This is a genomic window from Candidatus Magnetaquiglobus chichijimensis (genome assembly GCF_045865675.1).
In the GTDB taxonomy this organism is placed as follows: domain Bacteria; phylum Pseudomonadota; class Magnetococcia; order Magnetococcales; family Magnetaquicoccaceae; genus Magnetaquiglobus; species Magnetaquiglobus chichijimensis.
On the sequence record NZ_BAAFGK010000002.1, the window covers coordinates 544,682 to 569,990 of the forward strand.

Annotated in this window: 14 protein-coding genes; 13 read left to right on the forward strand and 1 reads right to left on the reverse strand. The window is 62.9% G+C overall.

The window, feature by feature from the left end:
- Window positions 1–24 precede the first annotated feature (24 nt).
- The 8 genes from ACOY6C_RS04190 (at window position 25) to ACOY6C_RS04225 (ending at window position 11,555) form a co-directional block, all read left to right on the forward strand.
- Window positions 25–1,491, forward strand: a complete 1,467-nt coding sequence (locus ACOY6C_RS04190) for a UDP-N-acetylmuramate--L-alanine ligase (protein ID WP_420904219.1) — start codon at window positions 25–27, stop codon at window positions 1,489–1,491.
- Window positions 1,492–1,518: 27 nt separating this feature from the next.
- Window positions 1,519–2,082: a YqgE/AlgH family protein gene (locus ACOY6C_RS04195; RefSeq protein ID WP_420904220.1), complete on the forward strand. Its 564-nt coding sequence runs from the start codon at window positions 1,519–1,521 to the stop codon at window positions 2,080–2,082.
- Window positions 2,083–2,123: 41 nt separating this feature from the next.
- Window positions 2,124–3,614: an anthranilate synthase component I gene (gene trpE, locus ACOY6C_RS04200; protein ID WP_420904221.1), complete on the forward strand. Its 1,491-nt coding sequence runs from the start codon at window positions 2,124–2,126 to the stop codon at window positions 3,612–3,614.
- A 6-nt stretch (window positions 3,615–3,620) separates the two neighbouring features.
- Window positions 3,621–4,184 (forward strand): anthranilate synthase component II, encoded by a 564-nt coding sequence (locus ACOY6C_RS04205; protein ID WP_420904222.1) that lies wholly within the window; start codon window positions 3,621–3,623, stop codon window positions 4,182–4,184.
- A 6-nt stretch (window positions 4,185–4,190) separates the two neighbouring features.
- Window positions 4,191–5,204 carry an anthranilate phosphoribosyltransferase gene (gene trpD, locus ACOY6C_RS04210; protein ID WP_420904223.1) on the forward strand — a complete coding sequence of 338 codons (1,014 nt, stop codon included), beginning with the start codon at window positions 4,191–4,193 and terminating at the stop codon, window positions 5,202–5,204.
- A gap of 32 nt (window positions 5,205–5,236) precedes the next feature.
- Complete coding sequence (gene trpC, locus ACOY6C_RS04215) at window positions 5,237–6,058, forward strand: indole-3-glycerol phosphate synthase TrpC (RefSeq protein ID WP_420904224.1); 822 nt, start codon at window positions 5,237–5,239, stop codon at window positions 6,056–6,058.
- Window positions 6,059–6,289: 231 nt separating this feature from the next.
- Window positions 6,290–8,347 (forward strand): methyl-accepting chemotaxis protein, encoded by a 2,058-nt coding sequence (locus ACOY6C_RS04220; protein ID WP_420904225.1) that lies wholly within the window; start codon window positions 6,290–6,292, stop codon window positions 8,345–8,347.
- Between the two features lie 85 nt (window positions 8,348–8,432).
- Window positions 8,433–11,555 (forward strand): bifunctional diguanylate cyclase/phosphodiesterase, encoded by a 3,123-nt coding sequence (locus ACOY6C_RS04225; RefSeq protein WP_420904226.1) that lies wholly within the window; start codon window positions 8,433–8,435, stop codon window positions 11,553–11,555.
- Window positions 11,556–11,564: 9 nt separating this feature from the next.
- Here ACOY6C_RS04225 and queG read toward each other — a convergent pair whose 3' ends face one another.
- Window positions 11,565–12,647, reverse strand: coding sequence for a tRNA epoxyqueuosine(34) reductase QueG (gene queG, locus ACOY6C_RS04230; protein WP_420904227.1), 1,083 nt, complete (start codon window positions 12,645–12,647; stop codon window positions 11,565–11,567).
- Window positions 12,648–12,749: 102 nt separating this feature from the next.
- Between queG and nadA the strand changes: the two genes are divergently transcribed.
- The 5 genes from nadA (at window position 12,750) to ACOY6C_RS04255 (ending at window position 25,271) form a co-directional block, all read left to right on the forward strand.
- On the forward strand, window positions 12,750–13,832 hold the full coding sequence (gene nadA, locus ACOY6C_RS04235; RefSeq protein ID WP_420904228.1) for a quinolinate synthase NadA: 1,083 nt from the start codon (window positions 12,750–12,752) through the stop codon (window positions 13,830–13,832).
- A gap of 2 nt (window positions 13,833–13,834) precedes the next feature.
- Window positions 13,835–14,269 carry a GTP pyrophosphokinase gene (locus tag ACOY6C_RS04240; protein WP_420904229.1) on the forward strand — a complete coding sequence of 145 codons (435 nt, stop codon included), beginning with the start codon at window positions 13,835–13,837 and terminating at the stop codon, window positions 14,267–14,269.
- Between the two features lie 366 nt (window positions 14,270–14,635).
- Window positions 14,636–23,026 carry a carboxypeptidase regulatory-like domain-containing protein gene (locus ACOY6C_RS04245; protein WP_420904230.1) on the forward strand — a complete coding sequence of 2,797 codons (8,391 nt, stop codon included), beginning with the start codon at window positions 14,636–14,638 and terminating at the stop codon, window positions 23,024–23,026.
- A 19-nt stretch (window positions 23,027–23,045) separates the two neighbouring features.
- Window positions 23,046–23,777 carry a hypothetical protein gene (locus ACOY6C_RS04250; RefSeq protein ID WP_420904231.1) on the forward strand — a complete coding sequence of 244 codons (732 nt, stop codon included), beginning with the start codon at window positions 23,046–23,048 and terminating at the stop codon, window positions 23,775–23,777.
- A gap of 357 nt (window positions 23,778–24,134) precedes the next feature.
- Complete coding sequence (locus tag ACOY6C_RS04255) at window positions 24,135–25,271, forward strand: hypothetical protein (RefSeq protein WP_420904232.1); 1,137 nt, start codon at window positions 24,135–24,137, stop codon at window positions 25,269–25,271.
- Window positions 25,272–25,309 lie beyond the last annotated feature (38 nt).

Below are 25,309 nucleotides of genomic sequence, written 5' to 3' on the forward strand. Positions count from 1 at the left end.
GGTTCATGAAGAGTCTTCAAGATCATGCTCAAGCATCTGCACATCATCGGCATTTGTGGCACGGCCATGGCGGGCATCGCCGCCCTGGCGCGGGAGGCCGGTTGGCGTGTCACCGGTTCGGATGCCGGGGTCTATCCGCCGATGAGCGATTTTCTGGCTGGTTTGGCCATCCCGGTGGCCGAGGGGTTTGGCGCCGGGAATCTCACCCCGGCCCCGGATCTGGTGGTGGTCGGCAACGCCATCTCGCGCGGCAATCCGGAACTCGAGGCCCTGCTGGATTCGGGATTGCCCTACGTGTCGGGTCCGGAGTGGTTGCAGACCCATGTGTTGCAGGGACGTCACCCGGTGGTGGTGACCGGCACCCACGGCAAAACCACCACCACCAGCCTCATGGCGCGGGTGTGGGAGGAGGCCGGCTGGGGACCGGGTTTTCTGATCGGCGGCATTCCTCTGGATTTCGGTTTCGGCGCCCGCGCTCCGCAAGGGCCCTGGATCGTGATCGAGGGGGATGAGTACGATACCGCCTTCTGGGACAAGCGTCCGAAGTTTCTGCATTATCGTCCGAAAACTTTGATCCTGCACAATCTCGAATACGACCACGCGGACATCTATCCCGATCTGGAGGCGATTCGCACGCAGTTTCGTCTGTTGTTGCGCACCGTGCCCGCCTCGGGCCTGGTGCTCGCCAACGGCGACGATCCGGAGATCGAGGCCCTGCTCACCCATGCCCATTCCCGGGTGATCCGCTACGGTCTGGATGAGTCTCGAACTGCGGGACTCCCGGAGAGCAGGCCAAGAGCCGGAGGTGAGGGGGGTTCCCCCCCATCTCGTCAATTCACGGCGCGCCTCGACCAGGCGGATGGTCGGGTCTGGACCGTGGCGCGGGACGGGGAGGCGTTGTTCACCGTGACCTGGAACCAGACCGGGCGTCACAACGTGATGAACGGCCTGGCGGTGGCCGCTGCGGCCCTCTGCCACGGCATGGATCCGGCGCGGGTTCGGGATGGGCTGTCGGCCTTTCGCGGCGTGGCCCGACGGCTGCAACAGCGGTTTGAAATTCAGGGTGTGACGGTTTATGATGATTTCGCCCACCACCCCACGGCCATCGCCACCACCCTGCGCGGTCTGCGCGCCAGCGTCGGCGGCGATCGCATCTGGGTGATCCTGGAGCCCCGGTCCAACACCATGCGCCGGCGGGTGCATCAGGAACGGCTGGCAGCCGCCTTCGAGGCAGCGGATCGGGTGATCCTGGCCCGTCCGGCGGCGCGGGGACTGCCTGCGGAGGAGCTTCTGGACGTCGATTCGATCGTGGCGACCATCAATCGGGAGAGGCCACTGTCCGGGAACGAACCGCGCGCCCTGGTGGTCGAGGGCGCTGCCGAAACCGTGGCGTTCCTGACCGGGCGGGTGCTTCCCGGCGATCGGCTGGTGGTGATGAGCAATGGCGGTTTTGATGGGATTCACGAGCGGTTGAGAAGTCTGTTGTCTTGACGTTTCCGCACGAGAGGGTATGCCGCGATGAAACAAGTGGGGAGTCTGGCCGGCAAGTTCCTGATCGCCATGCCCGGCCTCCGCGATGCCCATTTCGAGCGGAGCGTCTTGTTCATCTGCTCGCACACCAGCGATGGAGCCTTGGGATTGGTGATCAATCAACCCCATCCGGTCTCGATGCGTGAGATCATGCAACAGCTGGGGCTGACCTGGCAGCGCGACGACGATCACCCCATGGTGTTCCAGGGGGGGCCGGTGGCCCTGGATCGGGGATTCATCCTCTACGAACGCACCCTGGACTGTCCCGGCTGCATCGAGGTGGAAAAAGGGCTCTATCTCGGCACCAATCCGGATATCCTGCGCCATCTGGCCGGGGATGCCGGAGGACGGTTCCTGTTGGCGCTGGGCTACTCCGGCTGGTCGGGCGGACAACTGGAGGATGAACTCAAGTCCAATGCCTGGCTGGTGAGCGCGCCGAATCGTGCGGTGCTGTTCGAGGCCCCGCCGCTGGAACGCTGGCATGTGGCCTTGCGGGGTTTGGGCATCGACCCGGCCATGCTGGCCGATCCGGGCGCCCATTTGATCAACTGACCCTTCCATCGACAATCCATCCGGCCTGAGTCTGGGGTGGCATGATGCATCCTTCCTTGCAACAGTTTCGTACCCTGGTCGGACAGGGCAACCTGATTCCGGTCTATCGGGAGATCATGGCCGACCTCGACACCCCGGTCTCCGCCTTCATGAAGGTGGCCGGCGACCAGAGCCATGCCTTTCTTCTGGAGTCGGTGCAGGGGGGCGAGAAGTGGGGCCGATACAGCATGATCGGCCTGGATCCCATGGCCATCTTCACGGTGAACGGCAACCGGGTGGAGTTGCTGGACCGGCGCGACGGCTCGAAGGTGGTGGAGGAGGGCAATCCGGTCGAGATCCTCAAGAGTCTCATGGGACGCTTCCGACCTGTGGCGGTCGAGGGGCTGCCCCGGTTTCACGGCGGCGCGGTGGGATTCTTCTCCTACGACATGGTGCGCTGCTTCGAGCGCATCCCGGATGGCAATCCGAACGTGCTCGGCTGTCCGGACGCCCAGTTCATGCTCACCGACCTTACACTGATTTTCGATAATCTGTTTGGCAAACTCAAGGTGGTGGTGAATGTCCTGGTGGGGCCGGAAGATGACCCGGACGCCCTCTATCTGCGCGCCGCGTCGCGCATCGAGGCGGTGGTGGAACGGCTGCGCGCCGGGGAGCGGCGTCCGCCGTTCACGCCCCCCGGACGACCGGTGAGCGAGGCCGATTTCGTCCACGAAACCGAACGGGAGATCTTCGAGGCGTCGGTGCGCAAGGCCAAGGAGTACATTCTGGCCGGCGACATCTTCCAGGTGGTGCTTTCGCACCGCCTGTCGATCCCCTTCGATCACCCGCCGATCGCCCTCTATCGGGCGTTGCGGGCCACCAATCCCTCGCCGTATCTCTATTTTTTGAAGATGGGGGATTTCGCCATCGTCGGATCGAGTCCCGAGATCCTGGTGCGTCAGGAGGGGGAGACCGCCACGGTGCGCCCCATCGCCGGCACCCGGCGGCGCGGGGTGGACGCGGCCCAGGATCTGGCGTTGGAGCAGGAACTGCTCGCCGACCCCAAGGAGATCGCCGAGCATATCATGCTGGTGGATCTGGGGCGCAACGATCTGGGGCGGGTGGCGGTGAACGGCACGGTGAAGGTGACCGAACGGTTCGTGGTGGAGCGCTACTCCCATGTGATGCACATCGTTTCCAACGTCGAGGCGCGGCTGAAACCGGGTCTGGACGCCTTCGACCTGGTGGCGGCCACCTTCCCGGCGGGCACGGTGAGCGGCGCGCCGAAGATCCGCGCCATGGAGATCATCGACGAGCTGGAGGTGTCGCGACGCGGACCCTATGCCGGCGCGGTGGGGTACATCTCCTTTTCCGGCAACATGGATCTGGCGATCACCCTGCGCACCGCGATCATCAAGGATGGTCGGCTCTATGTGCAGGCCGGGGCCGGGATCGTGGCCGATTCGACCCCGGAGCGGGAGTACGAGGAGACCCGCGAGAAGGCGCGTGCCGTGTTGCGGGCCGTGGATCTGGTCCAGCGAGGGTTGGAGTGAGCCGCCATGCTGCTACTCATCGACAATTACGACTCCTTCACCTACAACCTGGCCCAATACTTCGGCGAGTTGGGGGTGGAAGTTCGGGTGGCCCGCAACGATGCCCTGACCGTGGACGAGATCGAGGCCATGTCTCCCGATCAACTGGTGATCTCGCCGGGTCCGGGCAATCCGGATCAGGCCGGGATCACCCTCGAGGTGATCCGGCGGCTGGGCGGACGGATCCCTCTGCTCGGGGTGTGTCTGGGGCATCAGGCGATCGGGCAGGCTTATGGAGGGCTGGTGGTGCGCGCGCCCCATCTGATGCACGGCAAGACCTCGATGATCCAGCACGACGGAACCGGGGTGTTCCGGGAGTTGCCGCTGCCGTTCCGCGCCACGCGCTACCATTCGCTGGTGGTGGCGCGGGATTCGATTCCCGACTGTCTGCGGGTCACCGCCTGGACCGACGACGGTCTGGTGATGGGATTGCGCCATCGCCATCTGCCGGTCGAGGGGGTGCAGTTCCATCCGGAGTCGATCCTGACCGAACACGGTCACGCGATGCTGGCCAATTTTCTGAAAGGTTGACGTCCCATGGAGATCCGTGAGCTGCTTGGTCGCGTGGTGACCGGCGTCGATCTGACCCAGGACGAGGCGCGTTGGATGATGGAGCGCATCATGTCCGGGGAGATGACCCCGGCGCAGATCGGCGCCTATCTGACCGCCTTGCGCATGAAGGGCGAGACGGTCGAGGAGATCGCCGGTTCGGCGTTGACCATGCGCGCCAAGGCGACGCGGGTGACCGCTTCGGGTACGGTGATCGACACCTGCGGCACGGGTGGGGACGGGTTGGGCACCTTCAACATCTCCACCACGGTGGCCTTCGTGGTGGCCGCGTGCGGGGTGACGGTGGCCAAGCACGGCAACCGGGCCATCTCCTCCAGGAGCGGTTCGGCGGATCTGCTGTTGGCTCTGGGCGTGCGGATCGACCTGGATCCCGAGGCCGTGGAGCGGTGTCTGGCCGAGGCCGGGATCGGGTTTCTTTTCGCCCCGCGTCATCACGGCGCCATGCGGCATGCCATGGGACCGCGCCAGGAACTGGGATTCCGCACCCTGTTCAACCTGTTGGGACCGCTCACCAATCCCGCCGGCGCGCCGAATCAACTGTTGGGGGTGTTCGATGCCCGTTGGGTGGAACCGGTGGCGCGTGCGCTGGGCCGGCTCGGTTCGCGCCATGCCCTGGTGGTGCATGGTCACGACGGGCTCGATGAGATCACCACCACCGGTCCGACCCAGGTGGCCGAGTGGACGCCGGATGGCCGGTTGGAACCGCATACATGGCATCCCGAGAGCTTCGGCATCCCGCTTGCCGGTCCCGCCGATCTGGCCGGCGGGGATGCGGCTTTCAATGCCGCGATCACGCGCGGGATTCTGGCCGGGGATCCCGGTCCGCGTCGCGACATCGTGTTGTTGAACGCGGGCGCCGCGCTGCTGGTCGCCGGTGTCGTGACGGATCTGCCTGCCGGGATCGCCCGGGCCGCCTGGGCCGTGGATTCGGGCCAGGCCGGCGAGCGGCTGGAACGGCTGGTTCGCATCTCCAACGCCTGATCATCCCTCCTTTTTGTCAGGACCAGCCCCCCATGTCCGAAACCATTCTGGATCGCATCATGGCCCGCAAGCGCGCGGAGGTGACCAAGGCGCGCGGTCGCATCTCCGAGGCCGGGCTTCTGGCGGAGTGTCGTGGCGCGCCGCCCACCCGTGGTTTCGCCCCGGCCTTGATTGCCAAGGCCAGTCAACAGCAGACGGCGGTGATCGCCGAGGTGAAATTGGGATCGCCCTCCAAGGGACGAATCTTCCCGGTTGGTGTCGAATTCGATCCGGCGGCCATCGCGGCGGGGTATGCCGGGCATGGGGCCTGTTGCATCTCTTGTTTGACGGACCGGGATTTTTTTTTCGGGGATGATGTCTATCTGGGACAAATTCGGGCGAGGATCGGCCTGCCGGTGTTGCGCAAGGATTTTGTCTATGATCCTTATCAGGTGGCCGAGGCGCGTTTCTTGGGCGCGGATGCGATTTTGTTGATCATGGCGGTGTTGGCGATCCCTCAGGCGCGAGAACTCGAAGCCGCGGCTTTCGAGTTGGGGCTGGATGTTTTGATCGAGGTGCATGACGAGGCGGAACTCGAGGCGGCGCATGAACTCAAGAGTCCGCTGTTGGGGATCAATAACCGGGATCTCAAGCGGTTCGTCACCGATCTGGAGACCACCTTCCGGCTGGCCCGGCGGGTGGAGGCCGGGCGTCTGGTGGTTTCCGAGAGCGGCATCCGCGATGCCGGTGATCTGATTCGTCTGCACGACCAGGGGATCCACTCGGTGTTGATCGGCGAGTCCTTCATGAAGGAGTCCGATCCGGGCGCGGCCCTGGGTCGGATGCTGGATGGGGCGCGAATGCGTGATGGTTGATTCTTTGTAACGTGCACGATGGGGAGGCTCCTCCCAATCATGCACGTTTGTTTATAGAGTTTGAACACTGTTTGAAATTTATGGGCAGGAGCTGTTTCTTGTTTGACTTTGTTGCGTTCATTGCATCAAATAGAAATCAATCAAGCAAATGAAGGGCGTTTGCAATTCTTTGCAAAACGTGCATACAACGTTGCAAGGGTGCAATCGGTCGGTGAACCCAGGGGAGAGGCCATGAAAGATCTGAAACTCGGTGTAAAATTGGGTGCTGGTTTTGGCGTGGTGCTGTTGCTCACCGTGCTGGTGGCCTTCATCGGCTGGAAGAGCATGAACAGCGTCGAGAAGCGCGTCGCGAATGTGAACGACATGGCGTTTCTGAGCCACCAGGCCACGGAGGCGTTGCGCGCCGAACGCAACTTCCTGGGCACCAAGGATCTCGGACAGCGCGAAAAGGGGCTCAAGGCGGTCGAGGAGATCAAGAAACAGGCAGGGGATTCGCGGGATGTGAAATTCCACGATCCGACCAACAAGCGGCAGATGGACGACGTGATCGCCATGTCGGACGCTTATGGAAAGGCGTTCGCCGGTTACATCGATACCGAAAAACAGCTCAACGACACCATCGGTCAGATCCGCACCTCCTCCCAGCTGGTTGCCAAGGATATCCAGCAACTGGTCGATTACATGTTGGCCCGGATGAACGAGCATCTCGACGAGGTTGGCAAGGGGGTGGATCCGGCCAAGGCCAAGGAGTTGCGTGAGAAACTTGCGGATCGGATACACAAGCTCGATCTCGCGCAAGATATCCTGAACACGTATCTGGATGGCCGGTTGGGCGAGAAGGAGATCCTGCTGACCCGCGGCAAGGACGACAAGCAGATGAAACGGGCGCGGGAGCAGAGCGCCAAGGCCAGAAAAATGGCCGAGGAGATGCTTCCGAGCTTCAAGAACCCGGTCAACAGTGATCAATGCAAAAAGATCATCGCGGCCTTGGATGTTTATCAGAAGTCCCTCGAGGCGGTGATCCAGAGCCAGGCCAAACAGGCCGGCCTGGAGGCCGAAATGATCCAGAACCGCCGCAAAGTGGACGATGTGGTGAACGTTGCGGCCAAGGATCAGGAAGAGAAGATGCATCATGAAATGGCGTCGGCCAACACCATGATCATGAGCGGCAGCGCCCTGGCGGTGGTGTTGGGGATTCTGGTGACCATCTTCATCACCAAGATGATCGTGAACGCCTTGCTCAAGGGGGTGGTGTTTGCCCGGAGTCTCTCCCAGGGTGATCTCACGGCCACCATCGATCTGGAGCAGAAGGACGAGTTGGGGCAGTTGGCGAAGGCCCTTCAGGAGATGGTGACCAAGATGCGCGCGGTGATCGGCGAGGTGTCGGCTGCCGCCTCCCAGGTGTCGGCGGGCAGCAACGAGATCTCCAACGCGGCGCAGAATCTTTCGCAAGGGGCCACCGAGCAGGCCGCATCCATCGAGGAGACCTCCTCGGCCATGGAGCAGATGTCCTCGAACATCCAGCAGAACTCGGACAACTCCAGCACCACCCAGACCATTGCCCAGAAGGCGGCCAAGGATGCCGAGGAGGGTGGTCAGGCGGTGATCCAGGCGGTGACCGCCATGAAAGAGATCGCCTCCAAGATCGGCATCATCGAGGAGATCGCCCGCCAGACCAATCTGTTGGCGTTGAATGCCGCCATCGAGGCGGCGCGTGCCGGCGAGCACGGCAAGGGGTTCGCGGTGGTGGCTGCCGAGGTGCGCAAGCTGGCGGAACGGAGCCAGACCGCCGCCGGCGAGATCAGCCATCTCTCTTCCACCAGCGTGGGCGTGGCCGAGCGGGCGGGTGGCATCATCAACATGCTGGTTCCGGACATCCAGAAGACCGCAGAGTTGATCCAGGAGATCGCGGCAGCGAGTCAGGAGCAGAATCAGGGGGTGGCGCAGATCAACCAGGCGATCCAGCAGCTCGATCAGGTGATCCAGCAGAATGCCGGCTCCTCCGAGGAGATGGCCGCCACCGCCGAGGAGTTGAGCGCCCAGGCGGACATCATGAGTCAGTCGATCTCCTTCTTCAAGTTGGGCCATGTGGTCTCCCACGCGGTGGGGCGTCGCGCTCCGGCGGTCAAACGGAGTGGCACGGCGCCGGCGGTGGGGGTGGCGAAGAAGGGGGTGGTCTTTTCCAAGAAGGCGGCCCCCAAGGCGTTGCCCGCGCCTGCCAAATCCGGGAGTGGCGTGAATCTCGACATGGGCGGCGGTGCTTCCGACGACGAGTTCGAGTCCTTTTGATCGGGATCCGACCGCGCCGCGCCGGTAGAGATCCTGGCGCGGCGCGGTCGATCAGGCTTTGGCCTGAATGGGAGTTGGTATACGCATGAGATTGCTTGTCCATCGCCTTCTTCCGTGGTTGGTTTTTGTCGCGGGCGTGGTGATCACCTTGATTTCGTACCGGGTCGTATGGCTGGAGGGTCATAACGATCTGCAACGCGAATTCAACCAACGCGGCAAGGAGGTGGTGACGCGGATCCAGAATCGCATGAATGCTTATGAGCAGGTGTTGCGTGGGGTGCGAGGTCTGTTCATCGCTTCCGAGAACGTCTCGTGGCACGAGTTTCGCGATTATGTGGTCAACCTGAATCTGGATGAGAAATATCCGGGCATTCAGGGGGTTGGTTTTTCAATGTGGGTTCCATCCGCCGGGAAGGTCGCGCTGATCGAATCGATTCGGAGCGAGGGTTTTCCGGAATTCGCCATCCATCCGGATGGGGAACGTCCTGTCTACACGCCCAGCATCTATCTGGAACCCTTTTCCCAACGCAACCTGCGTGCGTTCGGATACGACATGTATACCGACGACGTGCGTCGCGCGGCCATGGACGAGGCATGGTCATCGGGTCGTGCGGCCATGTCGGGAAGGGTGAAGTTGGTTCAGGAGGATGGCAGGGAGGAGCAGCCGGGATTTCTGTTGTATGTGCCGGTTTATCGGCGTGGGGTGTCCATAGCCTCTTCCGAGGAGCGTCTGGGCAACCTGCTGGGTTGGGCCTATGCCCCTTTTCGCGCCCACGATTTGATGGATGGCGTGCTGGGTCGTTACCGTGAAGGGTTGGATCTGCACATTTTCGACGGTCATGCCGTGGACCGCGCGCACCTGCTTTACGATTCGGATCATCATCTGTCCCGTGGGGAGACGGAACGGGAGTCACCGGCGTTGTTCCATTTCGAGGAGCGATTCGAAATGTTCGGACGCTCCTGGATGATCACCGTCCGCTCGCGCGCGGCCTATGAGTCGATGCCTCGCGAACAGGATGGGCGATTGATCCTTTATTCCGGACTTCTGGCCACCGTGCTGTTTTCGCTGCTGGTGTGGCAACTGGTGACCGGTCGGTCGCGGTCGTTGGCCCTGGCCGAGGAGATGACCCGCGAATTGCGCGAGAGCGAGATCGAGCGGCGGCGCGGAGAGGCCCTGGTGCGCGCCATGGTGGACACGGTTGTCAACGCCATCATCGTCATCGATGCCAACAAGCTCGTGCAGTTGTTCAATCCCTCGGCGGAGCGGATTTTCGGTTATTCCCAGGCGGAGATGCTGGGGAAGAGTGTGAACCTGCTTATTCATGAACCGGTTCCTGATGCACATGACGGCTTTGGGGATCACCAGTTGGCGGACGGCGAGAACAAGGTGATCGGCATGGGCCGGGAGATCACCTGTCTGCGCAAGGACGGGAGTCCGTTTCAGGCCGAGTTGTTCGTCAGCGACATGAACGTCGGTGGTTTTCGGATGTTCGTGGGGGTGATCAACGACATCACCGAACGCAAGCGGGCCGAGGAGTCGTTGATCCTGGCGCGGCGGGTATTCGAGAATGCCGGCGAGGCGATTCTGATCACCGATCCGAAAGGCAGAATCACCGATGTCAACCCCGCCTATGAGCGGATCACCGGCTATGCGCAGGAGGAAGTGCTGGGCAAGTCGCCGAGCGTGACCAAATCCGGTCGGCATGACGGGGAGTTCTACCGTGGCATGTGGAACCAGTTGATCGCGGATGGCAAGTGGGAGGGGGAGATCTGGGACCGGCGCAAGAACGGCGAGATCTTTCCGAAGTGGGTTTCGATCAGCGCCATCCGCAACGCCGGGGGTGATCTGACCCACTACATGGCCATCTTCATGGACATCACCGATCAAAAGGCGGTGGAGAACAAACTGGAGCGTTTGGCTTTTTACGATGCCCTGACCGGTTTGCCGAACCGCATGTTTTTCCACGAGCGTCTGGCGCGGGATATCGTGCTGGCCAAGCGTCAGAAGAACAATCTGGCGGTGATGTTCATCGACCTGGACCGTTTCAAGTGGGTGAACGACACCCTGGGGCACGAGATCGGGGATGAGTTGCTCAAGGAGATTTCGCGGCGACTTAAAATCTGCGTGCGCGAAAGCGATACCGTGGCGCGCATGGGGGGAGATGAGTTCACGATCATCCTCACCAACTTGCACAGCACCGACCATGTGGCCGCCGTGGCCCAGAAGATCATCGCCTCGGTGCGTGAACCGGTACATCTTTGCGGCCAGAACGTCTATGTTGGGGCGAGCGTGGGGATTTCGATGTTCCCGGTGGACTCCTCCAACATGGAGACGCTGATCAAGCATGCCGACATGGCGATGTATCACGCCAAGGAGGGGGGACGCAACACCTTCCGCTTCGCCTCCACGGATCAGCATGCCAAGGCGTTCGATCGCATCGCCATGGAGGATGATCTCTACAAGGCGCTGGATCGTCAGGAGTTGGTGCCCTTCTACCAGCCGAAGTGGGACTTGCAGAAGCAGTGCCTGTGTGGGGCCGAGGCGTTGATCCGCTGGATCAAGCCGGATGGCAAACTGATCAATCCCGGCCAGTTCATCCCCCTGGCCGAGGAGACCGGTCTGATCCTGCCGATCGGCAAGCGGATTCTGGAGACGGCCAGCACCGATACGGCCTCCTGGACCCACGGCAAGGGGAGTTGTCCGTTCAAGATGGCGGTCAATCTCTCCTCGCGGGAGTTCCAGCAGGCCGATCTGTTGGAACAGGTGCGGGATATTCTGGCCAAGACCGGCCTGTCGCCGGAGCGGCTGGAGATCGAGATCACCGAGAGCATGGTGATGGGCAATGTGGAGAAGGCGATCGGAATCATGAACCGGTTGCGCGAGCTTGGCATCTCCCTGGCCATGGACGATTTTGGTACGGGCTATTCGTCGTTGGGCTATCTCAAGCGTTTCCCGTTGAACACCTTGAAGATCGACCAGTCGTTCATCCGCGATTTGCCAGCCTGCGAGGGGGACGGGGCGATCGTCGAGGCGATCCTCTCCATGGCCAAGGGGTTGAAGATGTATGTGGTGGCCGAAGGGGTGGAGACCGAGGCGCAGATGCGTTATCTGGAAGAGCGGGGGTGTGAGTCGATTCAGGGGTATCTGATCGGCAGACCCATGCCGGAGGCCGATTTCGCCCGCATCTTCCCAACCGGAAAAAAGTGAGCCGGTTCATTATTTCGCCATCTGTTTTTCAAGCGCCCACGCCGCGTGCTCCCGCACCAGGGGCGAGGGATGTTCCAGCAAGCGTCGAAGCGGGGGGATCGCGCCCGGATCGTCCCAGTTGCCGAGCGCGGTGGCGATGTTGCGCAGCAGACGCACCCGTCCGATCCGTTGGACCGGCGTGCCCGCGAAGCGGTGCTGAAATGCGGTTTCATCCAGTTCCGCCCACTCGGTCAGCGTGCGGTTGAAGGGGGCGTCGGAACCGGATTGCGCGAGATCGCTCGGGGGTGGGGTTTCCAGAGGGGCAAAGCGGTTCCAGGGACAGGCCGTGATGCAGGCATCGCAGCCGAAGATCCGGTTGCCAAGCGCCGTGCGCAGCGATTCGGGAATCGATCCCCGGTGCTCCACCGTCAAGTAGGCCAGGCAACGGCCTGCGTCGATCTGGTAATCCCGATTCAGGGCTCCGGTCGGACAGGCCCTCTGGCACCGGTCGCAACGGCCACAGTGGTCGCCTCCCGCCGCATCGGGAGAAATGGGAACGGGCAGGAAAAGCTCCGCGAGCATCAACCGGCACCCGAACCGACGCGTTACCAGCAGGGTGTTCTTTCCCTGCCACCCCAGACCGGCGGCCATGGCAAGCGGTTTTTCCAGAAGCGGTGCGGTATCGACGAAACTGCGGTGGGAAATGACCGTGCCCATCTCGCGTTCGAGCCAGGCGGCCAGGGCCTCGGTTTTCTCCTTTAAAACGATATGATAGTCGGTGCGCTGCGCATAGGCCGCGATCACCCCGCAAGCCGGATCCCGATCCCTGTCCCGCTCCTGGTTCGGGAAGTGCCAACCCAACACCATCAACACCCCTTCGGTGCCCAGCAACAGGCCAGGATCGGCCCGTTTTTCCGGGCTTCGCGCCAGCCAGGCCATGCCACCGTGGCGTCCCGCCTCGAGCCAGGGCGTCAGCGCCTCGGCGCGCGGCGGGGGGCGCAACGCCGCGAAGCCGGCCAGCGCGAAGCCCATGGCGATGGCCTGGGCACGCAACGCCTCTTTCCGTCGCTCCCAAGGATTGTTAAACTGCATGATGTCGTCTGGATTCGTCATGCCTCGACTTTCGTTCGTGCGTGGAGAGCCTGTCCGGGTGTGCCACGTCGGGGGGTGAGGGGCTCGCCCCATGTTGCAGTCTGCTCAATTGAGGATTGTTCGATGCTGCCCTTGGAACCCTATTATGAACTCTCCGACGCCGATCTGGATAGGCGTATCGCCATCGCCAAACAGGCGTTGGGCTCCGCGTGCGTGATTCTCGGTCACCACTACCAGCGGGAGGAGGTGTACAAATTCGCCGATCTTACCGGCGACTCCCTCAAGCTCTCCCGTTTGGCCTCGCAACGGGCCGATGCCCGATACATCGTTTTCTGCGGGGTCCACTTCATGGCCGAGGTGGCCGATATCCTCTCCGCGCCCGGCCAGACCGTGATCCTGCCGGACCTGGCCGCCGGCTGCTCCATGGCCGACATGGCCGATCTGCCGAGGGTGGAGAGCGCCTGGCGCCAACTGGGCGAGATCCTGGATGTGGATGGCCTGGTCACGCCGATCACCTATGTCAACTCCATGGCCGACCTCAAGGCCTTCTGCGGCGATCACAACGGGGTGGTCTGCACCTCTTCCAACGCCACCAGGATTCTTGAATGGGCCTTTTCGCAACGGGAGAAGGTGCTGTTCTTTCCGGACCAACACCTGGGACGGGTCAGCGCCCACGCCCTGGGGGTGAGCCTCGACGAGATGGTGCTTTGGGATCCGACCCGACCCCTGGGTGGATCGGATCCGGAAACCCTGCGTCGCGCCAAGGTGATTCTGTGGGATGGCTACTGCTCGGTTCACCAGATGTTTCAGCCCGCCCATGTGGAGCTGTTTCGCGCCCGTCATCCGGGGATCCGGGTGATCGTCCATCCGGAGTGCTCCTTCGAGGTGTGCCAGATGGCCGATCTGCGCGGCTCGACCGAGCTGATCCAGAAAAGCGTTCGGGAATCCCCCTCGGGCTCGGTCTGGGCCGTGGGCACAGAGCTCAATCTGGTCAACCGCCTGAAACACGAGATGCCGGACAAGGAGATCCATTTCCTCTGTCCGACCATCTGCATGTGCTCGACCATGTTCCGCATCGATGCCCAGCACCTTTGCTGGACTTTGGAGAATCTCCAGGCTGGCGAGGTGGTGAACGTGATCTCGGTTGCTTCCGAGGTGGCGGCTCCCGCCCGAGTGGCGTTGGAACGGATGCTGGCGATCGTCTAGCCATGGCCACCCTGGATCGCGCCATCGCCCTGGCCGCCGAGGCCCATCTGGGTCAACTCGACAAGTCCCGCCAACCTTACATTCTCCATCCGTTGCGGTTGATGATGCGCCTGGAGACCCAGGAGGAGCGCATCGTCGCGGTGCTCCACGACGTGATCGAGGATTGCGGGGTCGAATTCGAAACCCTGCGTTCCATGGGGTTTTCCGAAACCGTCCTTGAGGCGCTGGACTGCCTGACCCACCGTCCCGAGGAGTCCTACGACGACTACATCGCGCGCATCGCCCATCAGCCGCTGGCGCGGCGGGTCAAGATCGTCGACCTGGAGGACAACATGGATGTGCGCCGTCTGCCCCAACCGTTGATCGAACCGGATTGGGCGCGTTTGCAGAAATACCACCGCATCTGGGCCCGTCTCCGTTCCCTCGAGAACGGTTGATCCGGCGCAACTATCCTGGACCCTTGCCTTTGCGGGGTCCAGGGGGTGTGACCGAGATGTTCCGTTTTGGTGCCCTTCCGTTTTGCCTGGACAAGAGCCGTCTTGATTTCGACTGGCAGAGTTGTTGCAGACACCCCTCTGGGATCCGGATGCCAGGAAAGATTTGCCTGGTACTTTGGGCCCGGAATGGTCACGGGTCGTGTAACCAAGTGTAAAAGATTGATTTTTCAATTGACGTGTCATGAACAACCAATCATCCTTGTGATAATGGCCTCGTCACGGGTTGGAGTTTCCTGCCTCCCCTGACGCCTGGGAGTGTTCGCGGCAGGTGGATTCCTTATGCTTGAAGAGATGGAGAAAAGTTCGATGGGCATTGCCAAAAGAGCTTGGGATCGCGGGTTGGTGGTGTGGATGCTGCTTGGATTGTGGATGACCACCCTTCCGGCACAGGCGGCCACCTATGACGCCACGGGACGCTGGGCGATCGACTTCACCCCGGATGCGCTCACCACGCCGTTGGCGTCAGGTTGTCTGTCTCTCCCCAAGGAGTCGATCCTCGCCACCCTGAGCCAGGACGGGGATGCCTTCACGGTGCGTGAGTCCGCCGGCGCCGAGGCGTCGGGGAGCATCGATGCCGAACTCTATACCTATCACATCCAACGTCCCGACGGCAGCGGCAGCCAAATCGCGCTCACCTTGAACACCGCAGATGCCGGTTCCGGCACGGTCACGACCAGCTGGCCGGATGGCGCGGGCGGAACCTGCTCGGCCACCGGCAGCATCGTCGCCAGGCGCGCCCACGATGCCCTCTTTGCCCTGACCGGTGACTGGACCATTCAATTCGGGGCCGAGCAGCTCGACACGGCGCTCTCCGATCCCGCCTGCACCCTCGCGCCAGCCCGTTCGTTCCAGGCGCGCATCGATCAGGATGGCAACCGGTTCATCGCCACCCTCGATGCCGGCGTGCAGATCACCGGCGACATCGATCGGGCTGTCCATGTGTTCGCGGACAAGCAACTGCTCACGCAACCCCATCTTTCCGTGAGCCGGTTTCTGATGCTCAATGCCAACCAGGGCAGCGGCACGGCCCGGTGGAGTCGTTTGCAGGGGGGGCTGGCCTGTTCCGGTTCCAACACCCTCTCCCTCACCCGCGCCGGGGTGACGGCGGATCCGAACGCGCAACTGAGCATCGCACCGATCAATCTCACCGAGGGGCAGAGCCGCGGGGTGTCGTTGGCCCATGTTACCGGCACGCCGTCGATCGTGGTGGAGCCGGAGAGCGGTGTGGTGGCGCTTGATACGTTGGGAGGGGTGACCACGGCGCGTTGCGAAGGGGCCGGGTCCGCGACCCTCACCGTGACCGACGCGACCGGTTCGGCCACCGCTTCGGTCAACTGCGTCCCGCCCGTCACCGACTCACCCGTGGATCAGGCCTGGAGCCAATGGATCTTTCTGCCTGGCGTGACCCTGGTGAACGGGGAGAATTGGCGTGGTGGCGAGGCCAACAGCCGCGACCAGCGGAGCATCGGCTGGTCCAGGGCCGGGGTGGCGACCTCCTTCTTGAACCGTGGCACGGTGTCGAGTCTGGTTGGGAACCAGGGGTTGCTCTATACCCTGGGTGATGACGGCCTGATCTTCCACGGGGAGAAATCGTTTGATTCCGGCTCGGGTCAATCCAGGCGGCGCGCCTATTACGGTTTTGTCAACGCCCCCTCCCTGGAGTCCGGCGCGGCGGGGATCGGCGCCGAACAGCTGGCATCCGCCAATCTCAAGAGTCCGCCGACGGTGCTTCCGGGGCGGATCGTCCCCGGCACGCCGGTCACCACCGTGCGTGTTGAATTCGAACTCGATGACAGCGATCAGCCTCTGGCCAACCGTTGGAGCGTTGTGGAACAGACGATCGAGGTGACCGGATCCGTGAATCTCCTCGCCGCCGAGACTCCGGAGTCGTTGGCGGACGATGCCTTTTTCCCGGCCTGGCGCGATGCGATCACCGATCTGGATCTGCTCGGGCGCCTGACCTCGGTAGTCCGGTTGAAGGTGAGCGAATCCCGTTACGAGCCGGGTCAATTCCTGGCCACCGGTTCGAGCGGCGAGCTTTATCTGGCGCGCGGAGTGGGGATCGTCCTCGAACGTTGGAACGAATCCGATGGCAAGTCCCATGGCGTTCTCATGGGGCTCGACCGTGGGAGTGGGCTGACTGGCGTGACCGCGCGCGGCATGTCGGCCCGGCAGTTCCGCATCGAGGGGCCGAGCGGCACGACACTGGTCGATCCGTTCGTTCAGGTGCGTGTCGAGCATGGGGAGACGGCGGATCATACGCATGAGACCATCGCCTGGCACAACGAAACCCCGACCGGCAATCAGGCCCTGTTGACCCTCTTCGAGCTGGACACGGATGATCCCGCCGATTCGACCCGCGTGGTGCGTCTGTCGCATGGCGCGCGGGGCTTCGAGACCCAGGTGGAGGCGGATGTCGATCTGGGGATGTTGTCCTCTTCGGCCTCCTTGCCGTTGAGCCTCGATCAGGTCGGGCACGCGGTGACCTTTCTGGTCAAGGATGCCTCGGGCGCCGTGATCGGCCAAGCCGGCGTGCGGGTTTCTCCGGTCCGGGAAGGGCAGTGTGCCGGTCATCTGGGCAACACCCGCGAAGTCGATTCGTCGGGTGCCACGGTCTTCACCCTGGCCAATGGCCCGCATTGCGTCGATGTGTGGCCCAGGCAGAACGGCGCCTTCGCGGGTGGCGCGTACGACGCCACGATCCCGACCGGGGTGATCAACATCGTGCTCTCCTCCAGCGCCCCGCAAGGGATTCCCGTCACGATCAGCGACGCGATCACCCAGGTGGTGCTGGTGGTCGGTCCGGACGATCTCCCGCGCTACAACCGCATCAGCGGGCGGGTGACCGACGGGATCCAGGGATTGGCGCATGCCGAGATCCTGGTCTATCCATCGGCGGGTGGGACGCCGTATCTGTTTCAGGCGGATGGCACGGGCGCGTTCGGGTTCGACCTGCCCGCCGGGGCCTATCGGTTCGCGTTCCGCCATGTGAACGGCGAAACGGTGACCTTCGGTTATCTGACCGCCATCGACCCCGGCGTGCCGCTCTCCTCCACGCCGGGCGATGCCCAATACATCCATGCCAGCGCCCTGTTGGGCGATATCAAGTTGACCGCCGCGTTGCGGATCACCACCGCCACCCTTTCCGGAACCCTCACCGACGAAACCAGCGCCCGTCTGAGCGAACCGGTGGTGGTGATCGCCCGTTCCACCACCTCGGCGGTCTATCAGCGCGTCACCGCCAGTTCGACCGGGGCCTTCGCGCTCCGTTTGCCGGTCAATCAGGAGTATCTCGTGCGGGTCGAGGGCAAGAGCGCGGGCATGCTTTATCGGGGGTATGTGGACGCCTTCGGCAACCTGGTGGCGGGCCGGGAGTCCCAGTCCGGTCTGAATCTGACGGGGGATCGCGGACTCAATGGGGCGATCAACGACCTCATGGGAATCCCCTCGTTCCCGGTTTCCGGACGGGTGACCGATGCCACGACCGGTCAGGGAGTGGCCGGGGTGACGGTTCGGGTCACCCATGCCCAACTCCTCGACACCGTCTTCGAGACCGTCACCGATGCGCAAGGCAACTACACCCTGGCGGTCGAGGCGGGCAGCTATCGGGTGGCCTTCTTCAGGGAGGGGTACATCGCCGGATTGGCCCACGGCCATGGCGATACCGTGGTGTTGGGGGGTGAGAGCGGAGCGGAGATCTACACGCTGGGTGGTTCCGGCCTTTCGGCGTTGAGCCTGCCGGTCGCCATGGCCGCCAGAAACTCCGGCGGGGGTGATTCCACTCCGCAAGTCACGATCCGTGGCGATGTCACCAATACCCATGGTCAGAGCCTGGCCAACCTTCTGGTCGAGCTGTTGCCGGTCTGGGAGCAGAATTCCACGCCGGTGGCGATGGCCTCGGCCAGGAGCGATGGCTCGGGTCACTACGAGGTGGCCATTCGTCCGGGATTCTATCGGGTCTATTTCCGCCCCGTTTATCTGGATCAGGGGAGCGGAAAGGTGGTGCATGTCCCCGGCGTGATGGGTGCGGGTGGCTTTGCGGACGGTCTGGGCCAGATCACCGGGCAGGAGGCGGAGGCGCGTGTCTTCGAGTTCACCGGGGACGAGCAGGTGAACGCCATGCTGCCGGGTGGGGTGCGGGTGGCCGGTCTGGTGAGCGACGCCGCCGGTGCGGGCTTGAAGGGGGTCAAGGTGGCGTTCCTGCCCGACTCCACCCAGCCGAACGCGCCAGCGAACGGCGTGGAGACCATCACGGACCAGGACGGACGTTACGAGGCCTTCGTGGTGCCGAATGCTCTGTGGCGGATTTACTTGACGACCGATTACTGGGATGAACAGAGCCAGAAACCGGTCAAGATCGCGGCGGTGGGAGGGTATGCCACCGGAGCCGAGGACGACGGTGTGTCTGGCTCCCTGGCCGAGGCCAAGGCCTATACGTTTGCCGAGGAGAGCCTGCTCAACGTGCGGTTGAAGAGCGGGGTGCGAATCCAGGGCATGGTCACCGCGGCGGATGGGAGTGGTGTCGCCGATGTGCTGGTGCGCTTCCAGCCGGAGTGGGATGCGGATGCCAATACCATGGGCGGTTGGGGTGAAAGGACCACCGATTTCAGTGGCCATTACGAGTTCGACGCTCTGCCCGGCAAGTATCGGATCGAATTTCTGACCCGCTATTGGAATCCGACCACCCAACAGACCGTCGTGGTGGGCGAGGGACGCCTGATCGGTGGTTTTGCGGATGGTCAGGGGGGCGTTACCTCGGACTGGAGCGGTGCGCGGCTGGTTCAGGTGATGGCGCCCGTCGCGGTGGATGCGCGTCTGGGCGAGGGCATGAGCCTTTCGGGTCATGTGGCCAACGCCGAGGGCAAGCCGGCCATCGGCGCCACGGTTTACGCCCATCTTCACGACTGGAGCCAGGCGTTCCATGCTCAGGTCGATGCCCAGGGCGACTTCGCCATGATCGTCTCACCGGGTCAGACGTATCAGCTCGAGGTGTGGCCCGCCGGGTGCGCGGCGGAAAACACCGATCCGGCGCAAGGGTGTGGGGAGGCGTTTGTGCCGTTCACCGGAGGGCGGTGGATCACGCAGCCGGATGCCGGTTGGGTTTCAGGCTGGAGTGTGAACGATCCGACCAGTCGCCCGGTGGTTGTGGCGAGTGCCGCGGCCAGTGTCGGGCCAATTCCCGGCGTGGTCATGGAACAGAGTGATCCTCACATCGTCACCGGTTTGCGCATGGATGGCCCGCTTCAGATCGGCGTGCTGGTCGAACAGGCCGTGGAGGTGCATGGACGGGTGGTGGACGATCAGGACCATGGAGTGGCCAATGCCTGGGTGAGCAGCGATTTCGGCGCTGGGCCCACGGACGGGGAGGGCTATTTCATCCTGCACCTTCCAGCCGGGAACACGGTCACCCAGGCCCAATCAACCTTCACCATCGGCATCTGGCCGGGCGGATATGAGGATCCCGAGACCCATGCCTGGAAGAGTGGCGATTTTGTCGGCGGCAAGGTGCGGTGCGAGCCGGATGCGACCTGCCGGTTGACAATGGACGAGAGCCAGGCGAGTGCTTTTGGCACCGACCTGGTGCGGGGAGTACCCTGGCCGGCCTCGGATCTGGGCAACGACCATAACGGTCTGGTGGTGCGGATCAGCCGCGGGGTGACCGTGGTTGGCGAGGTGATGCAGGATGGCCAGGGGATCGGCAACGTGTGGGTGCATGCCCGCTCCCTGGATCAGGGGGACGGCGCCGGATCATCCACCAACAGCCTGGGTGCGTTCACGATCCGGTTGCCCGCCCCGGCGGATGGCGCCGAGGTCTGGTACGAAATTACGGCGTGGAGCGACGGGCATCTGCCGCCGGAGCCGGTTCTGGCGCGGGTGAAGGGACAAGGCGTGGTGGCGGTGCATGCCATCGATCCGTCCCGATCGGTGGGAGCCAACGGAGCCTATCGGCCCGTGCCGGGCGAGTCGTTGCTGGCCGATGATCAGGGTGGTGTACCGGTTCGATTCAATCTGACCAGCGGCAACACGATTTCCGGACGTGTGACGGATGCCCAGAACAACGGCATGTCCTGGACGTGGGTGGATGTTCACACGAAGGACGGCGGCAAATGGTATGGGGCGAACACCGACGAGAACGGCAACTACCGGGTGACGGTGGCGCCGGCGAACGACTACATTGCGGTGGTGTGGGGATGGAGCGGTCAATACCGGACCACGTATTACAAGAATGTCGGCAAGGAGGATGCGGCGACGCTGATCGACGTGTCGAACGGCAATCGGGAGGGTGTGGACATTCAGATGAACTCGGGCGCCAGGATCAGCGGGACGATCAAGGGTCTGACGAGCGGAGTGAAGCTGTGGCTGAACGTCTGGTCGGAGAGCGAGGGGTCGTGGGGCGGCAAGGAGGTGGTCGGGACGGGCCAGGATGTGAGCTATGAGGTGACGGGTCTGGCCCCTGCGAAGGATTACCGTCTGGATTGGCGCTCGGAGAGCGACGAGGTTCCTGCCGGGTATTATGGCGGTGTGGTCGGGGGCGAGGTATCGGGTCCGAAGAGTTGGGAGAAGGCGACCCTGATCAGCACGTTGAACGGCAATGTGGTGGGTGTTGGGATCGATCTGACCAGGATTCAGACCAAGACCCTGCATGTGAAGGTGGACGGCATACCGGCTGGGACGAAAGCGGTGGACGTGAACCTCTGGTCCGAGAAGCTGGAGAGTGGTCGCTGGAAACAGACGAAGGTGAATGCCGGTCAGACCGAGGTGAGCGTGGATGTGAAGGGTCTGGAGTCGAGCGACGACTATCGGTTGTTCATCGGTGGCCCGGATGCGCTGTTCAAGGTGGGGAATTTCAAGGGGGAGGTGAGCGGGAGCGGATATCCGGCGACGGGTGGCAGTGTGGTGGGTTGGGATCGTGCCACATTGATCGACATGTCGGCGGAGCGGTATGTTCATGTCTCGCTGGGAAGCGGTCGCAAGCTGACGGTTGTCGTGAGCGGGTTGCCGAATGGGGAGAAGGCGTGGGTGGATGCGTTTTCGGAATCCACCTGGTCGTGGGGTGGCGCGGAGTTGATTTCGACGAGCGATACGGCGTCCGGTCAGGTGGAGATCAAGGGGTTGGAGGAGGCCGGGGATTACCGGATTTCGATCTGGGGCGCGAAGATTCGCGGCGGCTCCTATGCCGGCGAGAACGCGGAACCGGATACCTGGGACAAGGCCAAACTGGTGAGCGTTTCGGGTCAGGATGCGACGGTCAACATGCGCGTGTCGAGCGGTCGGAGCATCGCCGGTCAGGTGAGCGGTTTGCAGAAAGGTCAGTGGGGCTGGGTGGATGCGTGGTCGTCTGGCAGTTACTCGTGGAGCGGGAATTCGGTGCAGGCCGGCGGCACGGGGACGGACGGGTATACGCTCGGTGGTCTGGGTCAGGCGTCGGACTTCCGGGTGAGTTTTCTGTCGGAAGGGTATGTGCCCAGGTATGTGGAAGGGGTGGATACCACGAACGGGAATGTGAGTGGAGTGAACTTTGCGGCCTCGACGGGCGGCTCGATCAGCGGATCGATCCGCGGGTTGAAGGCCTACGAGTGGGCGCGCGTGGATGCCTGGTCGCCGGCGACGGGAGCGTTTGTGGTGGGTGGCGCGACGGCGGATGGCAGTGGCGCGGCGACGTATCGCCTGACCGGGTTGCCGGATGGGAGCGATTATGTGATCGGGTTGTGGCGTGGCATGCAGGGTCTGTTCTACACGACGAACGGTGTGACGGTGTCGTGGGATAGGCATAGCCCGGTGACCGTGAGTTCGGGCGGTGCGGTGAGCGGGATCGACTTTGACCTGAGCAATGCGGCCAATCTGTTTTTCACCCTTTCGGGCGCGGTGAGCGGCGTGGGTGAGACGCAGGTGGTGGAGATCAACGCCTGGTCTTCGACGGGTGGTGGTCGGACGAGCGTGACCGGGAACGGCACGTACAAGCTGGAAGGCCTGTCGGCAGGGACCTATACGGTGGAGGTGATGTCGCCTGGTTATGTAACGAAGCGGACCAGGAGCGTGACGGTGGCGAGTGGTGCGGTCACGGAGGCGGCGTGGACGTATGGGTGGAACGACGTGAATGGCGTGTCGTTGCAGGGGAACACCACGGGCCTGAACGTGGCGATGGAGAGCGGTCGTGCGATCACCGGGACGGTGAAGGTAGGATCGACGTCGGTTTCGGGAGCGTGGGTGAACGCCTGGTCGGAGGGATTGGCGACCGGCGGGGGGGCGGTGACGGATGCGGCAGGGAAGTACGCGATCAAGGGTCTGCCCGCCGGGACGTATCGTGTGGATGTGTGGACCACGGAAGGGACGGTGGGCGACACGGTGACGGTGGGTGCGGATGCGGATCAGGTGAAGGATCTGTCCGTGGTGAAGTCGGCGGGGATCATTCGCGGCAAGGTGACGAGTGACGGGACGACGGCATCGGTGAAGGCGCTGGTGTTGGCGTATGATGCCAGCGGCGTGGAGCGGGATAGGGCGGTGAGCGACAGCGGCGGGGATTACAGGCTGGAGGGTCTGGAACCCAACCAGAGCTACACGCTCAAGGTGTTTGCCGCCACGAACGGCAACTGGAGCACCACGGGTAGCGGCTATGCCACCTCCTGCGCGGTGACGGCCAGTACCGACGGCGCAAACCCGGTCAATCCGGTGTTGGGATCGGTGTGCGCGCCGTGAGGATCGTGGGCCTCTTCCCGTGATGACGGATCGTCCCTGGAAGCGTGCATGGTTTCTTTGGCTGCTTCTGGCGGGTATCGTGGTGTTGATGCTTTGGGTCGTGGCGGGGTATCGGTCGCCACGACCCCTGGAGACGACCCCGGAGGCCAAACAGGCCGAGTCGCGTCCGGCCCACCAGGTGGGCGGTCCGACCTTGACCGAGATGCGTGGGGATCGGGTGGTCCGCGCCTTTTCGGCCCGGGAGTTCACCACGCGGCGCCGTTCGTTCATGGCCTTCCAGGTCAAGGGAATCGAGGATGCTTGGTTTCAGGATGCGCATCTGAAAATATACCGGTACACGGATAATCAGGATAAGCTCCCGGAATCCCTTGGGGAAGAGGTGGAAGCCTTGCTCAAGGGGGTGATCGGGAAACCCGGTTCCGGAGAGTCCGGGATGTTCATGGCGTTGCCGCGCGTCATGCAACTGATCCTGGAACCGGTTACGGTGGAGATCTTTCTGGACAAGAGCGCGGTGTTGCGACTGCATGCCAGCTCCGCACGCATCGGCAAGGATCGCCAGAGAATCGAATTTCACCAGGCTGAGCTGGAAAATCCCAAGACGAGTCAGAAAATCACCAGCGGGCGCATCGATTGGAACGAGACATCCCGGTCGTTCGAGATTCGGGAGAGGTATCGTGCCGAGAGTCCGTCGGGTCATGCGTTTGCCCGTGGTCTGAGGGTTGGCCTCGATTTCTCTGTTTCCCCCCTGTAACGTTGCCGTGCTGTAACTGGCATGATGGGGGGGATCCCCCTTACCCCTCGCGCCATGGACCTCCCTGCGGGCGTTCCATGGTAACTTGCATGATGCCCCCTCGACCGTGGACCTCCCTGGCGGGAGTTTCATGGTAACATGCATGATGGTCCCCACCTCACCCTCGACCGTGGACCTCCCTGGCGGGAGTTTCATTGGTAATGTAACAAAATGAATGCCCTGAAATCGATGGGGGGTATTTTATTGTTTTGACATTTGATGCGAAATCGATCATTAATGAATCGTCGAAATGGTCTACTCGACGCATGGTTCCCTGTTGCCATATCCGTTCCCAAGAGGGGTGGGGAAGTGGGATCGATGAACGTTTTCCGTTTCATACTGTTGCTTTTTCTCCTGCATGGCGTTCCAGCTTCGCTGAATGCGGCACCCGCCGCCTCCAGCGACTCCTCCCGGCGCGCGGACAGTTCCGTCGCGGGCGAGAGCGTGGTTTATCGCAACCACAAACTGAGCGTCAACCTGCGTGCCGTACCGATCCGGGAGGCGTTGCAAAAGGTCTCCGACCAGGTGGGTCTGTCGTTTCTGGTTGATCCCGAGGTGTCGGGCAAGGTCTCGGCGCAGTTCGAAAATCTGTCGCTGGAAAAGGGGTTGCGGCGCCTGCTGAGCGGCCAGAGTCATGCCATGGTGCATGCGGTTCCCCAGAAGGGCGGGAAGGGTGACAAGAGCGCCCAACGCATCACCCAGGTCAAGGTCTTCAAGAAAGGCAGTCTCAACCTGACCCGGTACGATACCATACACCCCTCCGAGCCATCCGAACCGGTGGTCGAAAAAAAAGGTGGGGATGAGAAAAATGCCGTCAAATCAGTCGATAAGGGTAGCGCCCCCTCCCAGGGAGCGGTCCAAGGCTCCAGCGGCGCCGAGACGGCCAAAACCGGCGGTCGCGAGGTGGACTCCTCCAGACACCCGTCTCCGGCACGGGTGGATACCCACGGGGTGCGCGGTCCGGCCCAGGTGATGGCCGCGATCCAGGAAACCGAGTCGGCCATCGCGTTGATACACCGCAAGGCCCAGGGCGAGCGACAGGCGATCGAATACGAATCGGCCCGCACCCGTGAGACCCTGGCATCGGGTCAAGGCAATCCCAAGGATCTGGTGGACAAACTGACCACCCTGGAGCAGCAAAAGGCCCGCAGCGAACAGAACACCCAGGCGATGCTGGCTCCTGAACAACAGAAATTGCAGCAGTTGCGCCAGGATCTGGAAAGTCTCAAAACCCCGGCGGAGCAGCAGATCGAAAATCGTGCCATGGTCAACCGCCAGGCGGCGGTGATGCGCGATCAGGCCGGTCAGGTCGAGGATGCGCGGCGCGTCGAGGCGTCCCGTCAGGCGGCGATGGTCGCCGAGCAGCGTGCCAACGCGGCGCGCGAGACCGAGGCCAGGCGACAGGCCGAGATCAGGCGGCAGCAGGAGTTGTCGAATCGCAACGCCGGGCCGTGATGATGATCACGAGCCGGTGACGAGACTGGTGGAACCTC